At 68.8% G+C, this 8,920-nt stretch carries 6 protein-coding genes; 1 reads left to right on the forward strand and 5 read right to left on the reverse strand.

Annotated features, from left to right (window positions below):
* Positions 1–67: 67 nt before the first annotated feature.
* Both FNH08_RS36550 and dxr read right to left on the reverse strand, forming a co-directional pair.
* Positions 68–1,372 carry a M50 family metallopeptidase gene (locus FNH08_RS36550; protein WP_152775835.1) on the reverse strand — a complete coding sequence of 435 codons (1,305 nt, stop codon included), beginning with the start codon at positions 1,370–1,372 and terminating at the stop codon, positions 68–70.
* Positions 1,369–2,643: a 1-deoxy-D-xylulose-5-phosphate reductoisomerase gene (gene dxr, locus FNH08_RS36555; protein WP_152775836.1), complete on the reverse strand. Its 1,275-nt coding sequence runs from the start codon at positions 2,641–2,643 to the stop codon at positions 1,369–1,371. Before dxr ends, FNH08_RS36550 begins: the two co-directional genes overlap by 4 nt.
* A gap of 187 nt (positions 2,644–2,830) precedes the next feature.
* On the opposite strand from dxr, the gene FNH08_RS36560 reads away from it, so the two are divergent.
* The gene (locus FNH08_RS36560; RefSeq protein WP_152775837.1) at positions 2,831–3,286 is read left to right on the forward strand and encodes a lamin tail domain-containing protein; all 456 of its coding nucleotides are present in this window, start codon (positions 2,831–2,833) and stop codon (positions 3,284–3,286) included.
* 24 nt (positions 3,287–3,310) lie between these two features.
* On the opposite strand, the gene secA is transcribed toward FNH08_RS36560, so the two are convergent.
* The 3 genes from secA to FNH08_RS36575 all read right to left on the reverse strand — a co-directional run bounded on the left by secA (position 3,311) and on the right by FNH08_RS36575 (position 8,692).
* Positions 3,311–6,055 (reverse strand): preprotein translocase subunit SecA, encoded by a 2,745-nt coding sequence (gene secA / locus FNH08_RS36565; protein ID WP_194238729.1) that lies wholly within the window; start codon positions 6,053–6,055, stop codon positions 3,311–3,313.
* Between the two features lie 31 nt (positions 6,056–6,086).
* Positions 6,087–6,566 (reverse strand): hypothetical protein, encoded by a 480-nt coding sequence (locus tag FNH08_RS36570; RefSeq protein ID WP_194238730.1) that lies wholly within the window; start codon positions 6,564–6,566, stop codon positions 6,087–6,089.
* Positions 6,567–6,745: 179 nt separating this feature from the next.
* The gene (locus tag FNH08_RS36575; protein ID WP_152775839.1) at positions 6,746–8,692 is read right to left on the reverse strand and encodes an acyl-CoA dehydrogenase family protein; all 1,947 of its coding nucleotides are present in this window, start codon (positions 8,690–8,692) and stop codon (positions 6,746–6,748) included.
* Between the last annotated feature and the right edge of the window lie 228 nt (positions 8,693–8,920).

An 8,920-nucleotide genomic window follows, 5' to 3' on the forward strand; every position in this document is an offset into this window, starting at 1 on the left:
ATGCGACGGCGGCCGGGCTTCCAGCCTGCCCGGCCGCCGTGAACTCCGCGTGACGTACCGCGTACCGCTATGAGATCCGTACGGGGTTCACCACGTCCGCGATCAGGACCAAGACCGTGAAGCAGATGAAAATACCCGCCACCACATAAGCCACCGGCATCAGCTTCGCCACGTCGAACGGGCCCGGGTCGGGTCGGCGCAGCACCTTGGCCAGGTTCCGGCGCAGGGACTCCCACAGGGCGCCCGCGATGTGTCCGCCGTCGAGCGGGAGCAGCGGGAGCATGTTGAAGAGGAACAGGGAGAGGTTGAAGCCCGCGACCAGCATCAGGAACGTGGCGAGGCGCTGGGTGGCCGGGATGTCGAGGGTCGCGATCTCGCCGCCGACGCGGGCCGCACCGACCACGCCCATGGGCGAGTCGGGCTCGCGCGGGCCGTCGCCGAAGGCCGCGTCCCACAGGGCGGGGACCTTGGCGGGCAGGGAGATCAGCGACTCCACGCCGTTCTCCATCATGTCGCCCATGCGGTCCACGGACTGCGTGAAGGTCTGCGGGACGATGCCGGTGGCGGGTGTGAAGCCGAGGAAGCCGGCGTACACGTACTCACCCTGGACGTAGCCGCCGTCGCCGTCGGTCTTGCTGACCTGGTTCTTTATGAGGGTGGCGGTGAGGTCGAGCTGCTTTCCTCCGCGCTCGACGGTGAGGGTGACCTCCTTGCCGGGGTTGGCGCGGATGTCCTCCTGGAGGGTGGACCAGTCCTTCACGGGGACGCCGTTGAAGGCGACGATCTCGTCCTTGGCCTTGAGCCCGGCCGCCTTGGCGGGGGCGGCCTGGTCGCCCTTCTCGCACGTCGAGCGGTCCGCGCTGGCCTGGATGACGCAGTCCGAGACCTTGCCGACCGTGGTGGTCTGCATGTTGGTGCCGAACGTCATCATGACGCTGACGAAGATCACGACGGCGAGGACCAGGTTCGCGAACGGGCCCGCGAACATCACGATGACGCGCTTCCAGGGCTTGCGCGTGTAGAAGAGGCGCTTCTCGTCGCCGGGCTGAAGCTCCTCGAAGGCGGCCGCGCGGGCGTCCTCGATCATCCCGCGGAACGGGGACGTCGAGCGGGCCTCGATCCGCCCGTCCTTGCCCGGCGGGAACATGCCGATCATGCGGATGTAGCCGCCGAGCGGGATCGCCTTGATGCCGTACTCCGTCTCGCCCCGGTGGCGCGACCAGATGGTCGGGCCGAAGCCCACCATGTACTGGGGCACGCGGATGCCGAAGAGCTTGGCGAACGACAGGTGGCCCAGCTCGTGCCACGCGATCGAGATCCCCAGGCCGATCACGAAGACGGCGATGCCGAGGATCGTCATCAGGGTGGTCATGCACGCGCCTCCGCGGTCGTCCGCTCGGTAGAGGTGGTCGGAGTGTTCTTGGTCAGTTCCCGGGCGCGGGCGCGGGCCCAGGTCTCGGCTTCGAGGACGTCCGCCACGGTCAGGGAGGTTCCCGTTCCGGGTGTGCCGTGTTCCTCGACGACCCGGGTGACCGTCTCCATGACCGCGTTGAACGGCAGGGCGCCCTTCAGGAACGCGTCGACGCACTCCTCGTTGGCGGCATTGAACACCGCCGGGGCCGTGCCCGCGAGCTGTCCGACGTGGCGGGCGAGCCCGACCGAGGGGAACGCCTCGTTGTCGAGGGGGAAGAACTCCCAGGTGGACGCCTTGGTCCAGTCGAAGGCGGGGGCGGCGTCGGGGACGCGCTCCGGCCAGCCGAGGCCGATGGCGATCGGCCCACGCATGTCGGGGGGCGTCGCCTGGGCCAGTGTCGATCCGTCCGTGAACTCAACCATCGAGTGGACATACGACTGCGGATGCACGACCACCTCAATGCGATCGAAGGGAATGTCGTAGAGGAGGTGTGCCTCGATGACTTCCAGGCCCTTGTTGACCAGGGTCGCGGAGTTGACGGTGATGACCGGCCCCATGGCCCAGGTCGGGTGCGCGAGGGCGTCCTCGGGGGTGACGTTCGCCAGCTCCACCTTCGTACGGCCGCGGAACGGGCCCCCGGAGGCGGTGACGACCAGCTTGCGCACATCGGCCCGGGTGCCGGAGGCGAGGGCCTGGAACAGGGCGGCGTGCTCGGAGTCGACGGGGATGATCTGGCCCGGCTCGGCCAGCGCCTTGACCAGCGGCCCGCCGACGATGAGCGACTCCTTGTTGGCGAGCGCGAGAGTGCGGCCCGCCTCCAGGGCGGCCAGGGTGGGCGCGAGGCCGATGGAGCCGGTGATGCCGTTGAGCACGGTGTGGCACGCGGTGGCGGCGAGCTGGGTGGCGGCGTCCGGGCCCGCGAGGATCTCGGGGAGCGGCTCGGTGCCGTACTGGCCTCTGAGGGCCTCCTTCAGCGCGGGGACGGCATCCTCGCGGGCGACGGCGACCGTCCGCACGCGGAGCCGGTACGCCTGCTCGGCCAGCAGTCCCACCCTCCCCCCGGCGGCGGAGAGCCCGGTGACGCGGAACCTGTCCGGGTTGCGCAGGACGAGATCGATGGCCTGGGTGCCGATGGAACCGGTCGATCCGAGGACGACGACGTCGCGGGTCCCGGCGACGGGATCGAAGACTAGATGCGGATCGGCGAGAGGGGCAGGGCTGTCGGTCATTCCTCCATTGTGGCCGTACCCGGTGGACGGCATGACGGCGCGTCGGAGTGTGGGCCGCCTTACGGCCATGTGTCACACGACGGCGTCATATCTCCGTTTGTGAAGCACACGTGAAGACTAGGTGATATTACTTCTCCTCTGATCGGGGGACGACCGGTCAGAAGGACGACATCTGGGGGGATTCTCCATGCGCAGAGGGATACGCGCCGCCCTGCCCGCACTCGCCGGAGCGGTGGCTCTGACGGGGACACTGCTGAGCTCGCCGGCCGAGGCGGCCGGGCGGGTGTACATCTACCACGTGTACTACGACAGCCCGGGCTCGGACACGGGCTCGAACTCCAGCCTCAACGGCGAGTGGATCCGGATCAAGAACACCACGTCGGCGGCGGTCTCCCTGAAGGGCTGGAAGATCAAGGACAGGACCGGCTACACGTACACCTTCGGCGACGTGAAGGTCGGCGCGGGCAACAGCAAGAAGGTGCACACCGGCACGGGCACCAACGACGCGTACCACAAGTACTGGGGTCGCGAGTGGTACGTGTGGAACAACACCGCGGACACGGCCACGCTCTACAAGGCGAACGGGACCAAGGCCGACGACTGCTCCTGGTCCTCGCGCGGCAGCGGCTACAAGTACTGCTGACCGCGTCCCCGCCTCATCACCTCGTCACCTCTTCCGGCGCCGCTTCGCCCTGGCCTGACGCGTCCTGGCCTTCACCGGGCGGGCGGCGCCACCCGAGGACCCGGTCTCCGCGGAGCGGCCCGCGTCCGCCGGGGTGAAGTCGCCCTCGACGACTCCCTCCGCCGTGTCCATGGTCGGGGCGCTGAAGTGGAGGGAGTCCTGGGGGCCGGGGGCGAGGCCCTCGGAGGTGGGGTCGAGGTTGAAGACGTAGCCGACGGACTCCTCCTTGATGGCGTCGGTCATGGCGACGAACATGTCGAAGCCCTCGCGCTCGTACTCGATGATCGGTTCGCGACCGAGGGTCCAGCGCAGGCCGATGCCGTCACGGAGGTAGTCCATCTCGTACAGGTGCTCGCGCCACTTGCGGTCCAGGACGGAGAGCATCACCCGGCGCTCCAGCAGGCGTAGCACGTCCTCGCCGAGTTCCTCCTCGCGTTCCTCGTAGCGGGTGTGCATGTCGTCGGTGAGCGCGTCCACGATGTCCTCGGTGGTGAGGTTCGAGCGGCCGCCGAACTGCTCGTCCAGGTCGTCCAGGGTGATCCCCACGGGGTAGAGCTGTTCGACCGCGGACCACAGCCTCTCCAGGTCCCACTCCTCGGCGAAGCCCTCCTCGGTCTCGGCCTCGACGTACGCGCGGATGGTGCCGTCCATGAAGTGCCGGAGCTGTTCGCGCAGGTCCTGGCCTTCGAGGACGCGGCGGCGCTCGGCGTAGATGAGCCGGCGCTGGCGGTTGAGGACCTCGTCGAACTTCAGGACGTCCTTGCGGGACTCGAAGTGCTGCCGTTCCAGTTGCGCCTGGGCGGAGGCGACGGCGCGGGTGACGACCTTGTTCTCGATGGGGACGTCGTCGGGGAGGTTGGCCGCGGCCATCACCCGGTCCACCATCTGGGCCTGGAAGAGCCGCATGAGGCTGTCCTGGAGCGAGAGGTAGAAGCGGGACTCACCGGGGTCGCCCTGTCGGCCGGAGCGGCCGCGGAGCTGGTTGTCGATGCGGCGGGCGTCGTGCCGCTCGGTGCCGAGGACGTAGAGGCCGCCGAGTCCGGTGACCTCGTCGCGCTCGGTGGCGACCTCGGACGCCACGCGGTCGATCGCGGACTGGCGCTGTTCCTCGTCCGCTTCCTCCGGGAGTGACGCCAGGGCGAGGGCCTCGGGGTTGCCGCCGAGCATGATGTCGGTGCCGCGGCCCGCCATGTTGGTGGCCACGGTGACCGCTCCCCTGCGGCCCGCCTGGGCGACGATCAGGGCCTCGCGCTGGTGGTTCTTGGCGTTGAGCACCTCGTGGCGTATGCCCCGCTTGCGCAGCAGCGAGGACAGCACCTCGGACACCTCGACGGTGGTGGTGCCCACCAGGACCGGCTGGCCCTGGGCGTGCCGCTCCTCGATGTCGTCGACGACCGCCGCGTACTTGGCGTCCTCGGTGCGGTAGATCAGGTCGGGCTGGTCCATGCGGACCATCGGCCGGTTGGTCGGGATGGGGACGACTCCGAGTTCGTAGATCTGGTGGAACTCGGCGGCTTCGGTCATCGCCGTGCCGGTCATGCCGGAGAGCTTGTGGTAGAGGCGGAAGAAGTTCTGGAGGGTGATCGTCGCGAGGGTCTGGTTCTCCTCCTTGACCTGGACGCTCTCCTTGGCCTCGATCGCCTGGTGCAGGCCCTCGTTGTAGCGGCGGCCGGCGAGGATGCGTCCGGTGTGTTCGTCGACGATCAGGACCTCGCCGTCGACGACGACGTACTCGTGGTCCTTGCGGAACAGTTCCTTGGCCTTCAGGGCGTTGTTGAGGTGGCCGATCAGCGGGGTGTGATCGGACTCGTAGAGGCTGTCGATGCCGAGCTGGTCCTGGATGTACTCCACCCCGCGGTCCAGGACGGCGACGGTGCGCTTCCTGGGGTCGTACTCGTAGTGGTACTCGTCGCGCAGTTCCTGCAGCCTCTCCTTGTCGAGGAACTTGACGAAGCGCTCCTCCTGGATCTCGACCCCCCGCATGGGCCGTACGAGGCTCGCGAAGGCCTCGTACCAGTGGGGGGCCTGGTCGGCGGGGCCGGAGATGATCAGCGGGGTGCGGGCCTCGTCGATGAGGATCGAGTCGGCCTCGTCGACGATCGCGAAGTGGTGGCCGCGCTGGACGAGCTCGTCCTTCGACCAGGCCATGTTGTCGCGGAGGTAGTCGAAGCCGAACTCGGTGTTGGTGCCGTAGGTGATGTCGCAGGCGTAGGCGGCCCGGCGCTCGGCGGGGGTCGAGCCGGTGCGGATGACGCCGACGCTCAGGCCGAGGAACGTGTACGCCCGGCCCATCCAGTCGGCGTCGCGCTGGGCCAGGTAGTCGTTGACGGTGACGAGGTGGACGCCCTTGCCGGTGAGGGCGTTGAGGTAGACGGGCAGCGTGGCGACCAGGGTCTTGCCCTCGCCGGTCTGCATCTCGGCGATGTTGCCGAGGTGGAGGGCGGCGCCGCCCATGACCTGGACGTCGAAGTGGCGCATGCCGAGGGTGCGCCGCGCGGCCTCTCGCATGGTGGCGAAGGCCTCGGGCAGCAGGTCGTCGAGGGTCTCGCCGTCGGCGTACCGCTGTTTGTACTCGTCGGTGAGGGCGCGGAGGTCGGCGTCGCTCAGGTCGGTGAAGTCCTCCTCGATGGAGGTGACCTGTTCGGCGACGCGGTGCAGGCGGCGCAGGATCCTGCCCTCGCCGGCCCGCATGATTTTGCCGGTGACGGTTTCCAGTCCGAGAGCGGGCATTGTCCGAACCCCCAACTACCACGAGTGTGAATTACATGTTCCGGCCCCGCGAAATACGGGTCTCCATTTCTTCGGCGTCCATGACGTCCACGAGCATCCGGATCCAGCGGTTCGCCCGCCGGAGAATGTCGACGCCCTGCTGGTTCGCCGTGATCACCTCGCGCAGCACGGGGTCCTTGACCACGTCGAGGGCGCTGCGGAAGAGCTGCGGGACCACCGGCCGCTCGCCGGGGCGCCCGGCGTCCAGCAGCGCGTCCACGTCACGGGGGTCGAGCCTGCGTACGCGTACGGCGTCGAAGCCGGTCACGGGCGGCCTGGGCTCGGTGTCGACGACGGCCAGCGCGCATTCGTTGAGCAGCACGGCGAGGGCGTCCCGGTGCGTCTCGAACGCCCCGGGGTCGGCCAGGCGCAGCTTCTCCGCGAGCGGAAGTACTTCATCGCGCACCGCCCGTAGTGCCCTGACACGGTCCGTCTCCACGAGATGGCACCAGGTCTCGTGCCTGGCGTACATCAGCTGGACGGAAATTCCGTGACTGTCCCCGATTCCTTGGCGCATCTGTCGTCCCCGTTCGCCCTTCTGCCCATTGTTGACGCGGAATTTTCGAGCGGCAAGCAGCAGAAGGGCGGCGGGGACTCCAGTGTCTTTCCGTGAAGGATGTCAAAGGATGAGTTGATGGGCCGGCCCGTCCTTCAGCGAATGGGGCGGTGGACGTTCTCCCTCCGGCTCGGGCCGGGTGTCGCGTCGGCGATCCACGGGCCCTCGCCGGACGGGTCGACCACGCCCTCCTCCAGCCACTCGTAGGTGCCCGACAGGACGCCCTTGACGACCTTGCGGTCGACGTCGTCGGTGTTCGTCCACAGACGGTTGAAGAGTTCTTCGACGCGGATGCGGGACTGGCGGCAGAAGGCGTCGGCGAGCTGGTACGCCTCGCGGCCGTGGTCCCCGGTGGTGCGCAGGTGCTCGGCGCGTACGCAGGCCGCGCTCATCGCGAACAGTTCGGCGCCGATGTCGACGATCCGGCCCAGGAAGCCCTGTTTGGTCTCCATACGGCCCTGCCAGCGGGACATGGCGTAGAAGGTGGAGCGGGCCAGTTTGCGGGCGTTGCGCTCGACGTAGCGGAGGTGACCGGACAGGTCGCCGTGACCGGCCGGGTGGAAGTCACCGTACGACCGGGGCAGCTGGCCCGCGCCCGCGACCAGCTTGGGCAGCCACTTGGCGTAGAACACGCCCGCGTTCGCGCCCGCCCTCGCCTTGTCGGAGAGGGACTTCTCGGGGTCGATGAGGTCACCGGCGACCGACAGGTGGGCGTCGACGGCCTCGCGCGCGATCAGCAGGTGCATGATCTCGGTGGAGCCCTCGAAGATGCGGTTGATGCGCAGGTCACGCAGGATCTGCTCCGCGGGGACGCCGCGTTCGCCGCGGGCCATCAGCGACTCGGCGGTCTCGAAGCCGCGGCCGCCGCGGATCTGGACCAGTTCGTCGGCCATCAGCCAGCCCATCTCGGAGCCGTAGAGCTTGGCGAGGGCGGCCTCGATGCGGATGTCGTTGCGGTCCTCGTCGGCCATCTGCGAGGACAGGTCGACCACGGCCTCCAGCGCGAAGGTGGTGGCGGCGATGAAGGCGATCTTCGAGCCGACCGCCTCGTGCAGCGCGACCGGCTTGCCCCACTGCTCGCGCACGCCCGTCCACTCACGGGCGATCTTCAGGCACCACTTGCCCGCGCCGACGCACATGGCGGGCAGGGAGAGCCGGCCGGTGTTCAGGGTGGTGAGGGCGATCTTGAGCCCGGCGCCCTCGGGGCCGATGCGGTTCGCGGCGGGGACGCGGACCTGGTGGAAGCGGGTCACGCCGTTCTCGAGGCCGCGCAGGCCCATGAAGGCGTTGCGGTTCTCGACGGTGACGCCCTCGGACGCGGCCTCGACGACGAAGGCGGTGATCCCGCCCTTGTGGCCGTCGGACTTCGGTACCCGGGCCATGACGACGAGGAGGTCGGCGACCACGCCGTTGGTGGTCCACAGCTTCACGCCGTCGAGGACGTAGTCGTCCCCGTCCGGTACGGCGGAGGTGGCGAGGCGGGCCGGGTCGGAGCCCACGTCCGGCTCGGTCAGCAGGAAGGCGGAGATGTCGGTGCGGGCGCAGCGCGGCAGGAACGTGTCCTTCTGCTCCTGGGTGCCGAACAGCTTCAGCGGCTGCGGTACGCCGATCGACTGGTGCGCGGAGAGCAGGGCGCCGACCGCGGGGCTGGCGGAGCCGACGAGGGCGAGTGCCTTGTTGTAGTACACCTGGGTGAGGCCGAGGCCGCCGTACTTGGTGTCGATCTTCATGCCGAGGGCGCCGATCTCCTTGAGCCCGTCGATGACGGCGTCGGGGATCTGTGCGTCGCGCTCGATGACGGAGGAGTCGATCTTCGTCTCGCAGAAGTCGCGCAGTTTGGCGAGGAACTCCTCGCCGCGCTGCGCGTCCTCGTCGGGGGGCATGGGGTGGGGGTGGATCAGGTCGAGCCGGAAGCGGCCGAGGAAGAGCTCCTTGGCGAAGCTGGGCTTGCGCCAGTCCTGCTCACGGGCGGCTTCCGCGACTTGGCGGGCCTCGCGCTCGGTCACAGCGGGACGGGAAGAGGGTGGGGGTGCTGCGGACATGAGGCTCACCTCGCCGCGAATAGGGATCTTGGGGCAGGTTCGTTACTGACCGGTTCTACTCGATCGTATTTACCCGATTCCGGGCATCCCCACCAGTCCTCGCGCAGCGATCGGCCCAACACCTGTCACCCGGCCCTAAGCTGAAGCCCGGGCGCCCGTAAGGGGCGCGGGGAACTGCGCGACAAGCCACAACGAACCCGCACGCGCCAAAACCCCCAAGCCCCCACC

This window comes from Streptomyces spongiae (assembly GCF_009377185.1).
GTDB lineage: Bacteria > Actinomycetota > Actinomycetes > Streptomycetales > Streptomycetaceae > Streptomyces > Streptomyces spongiae.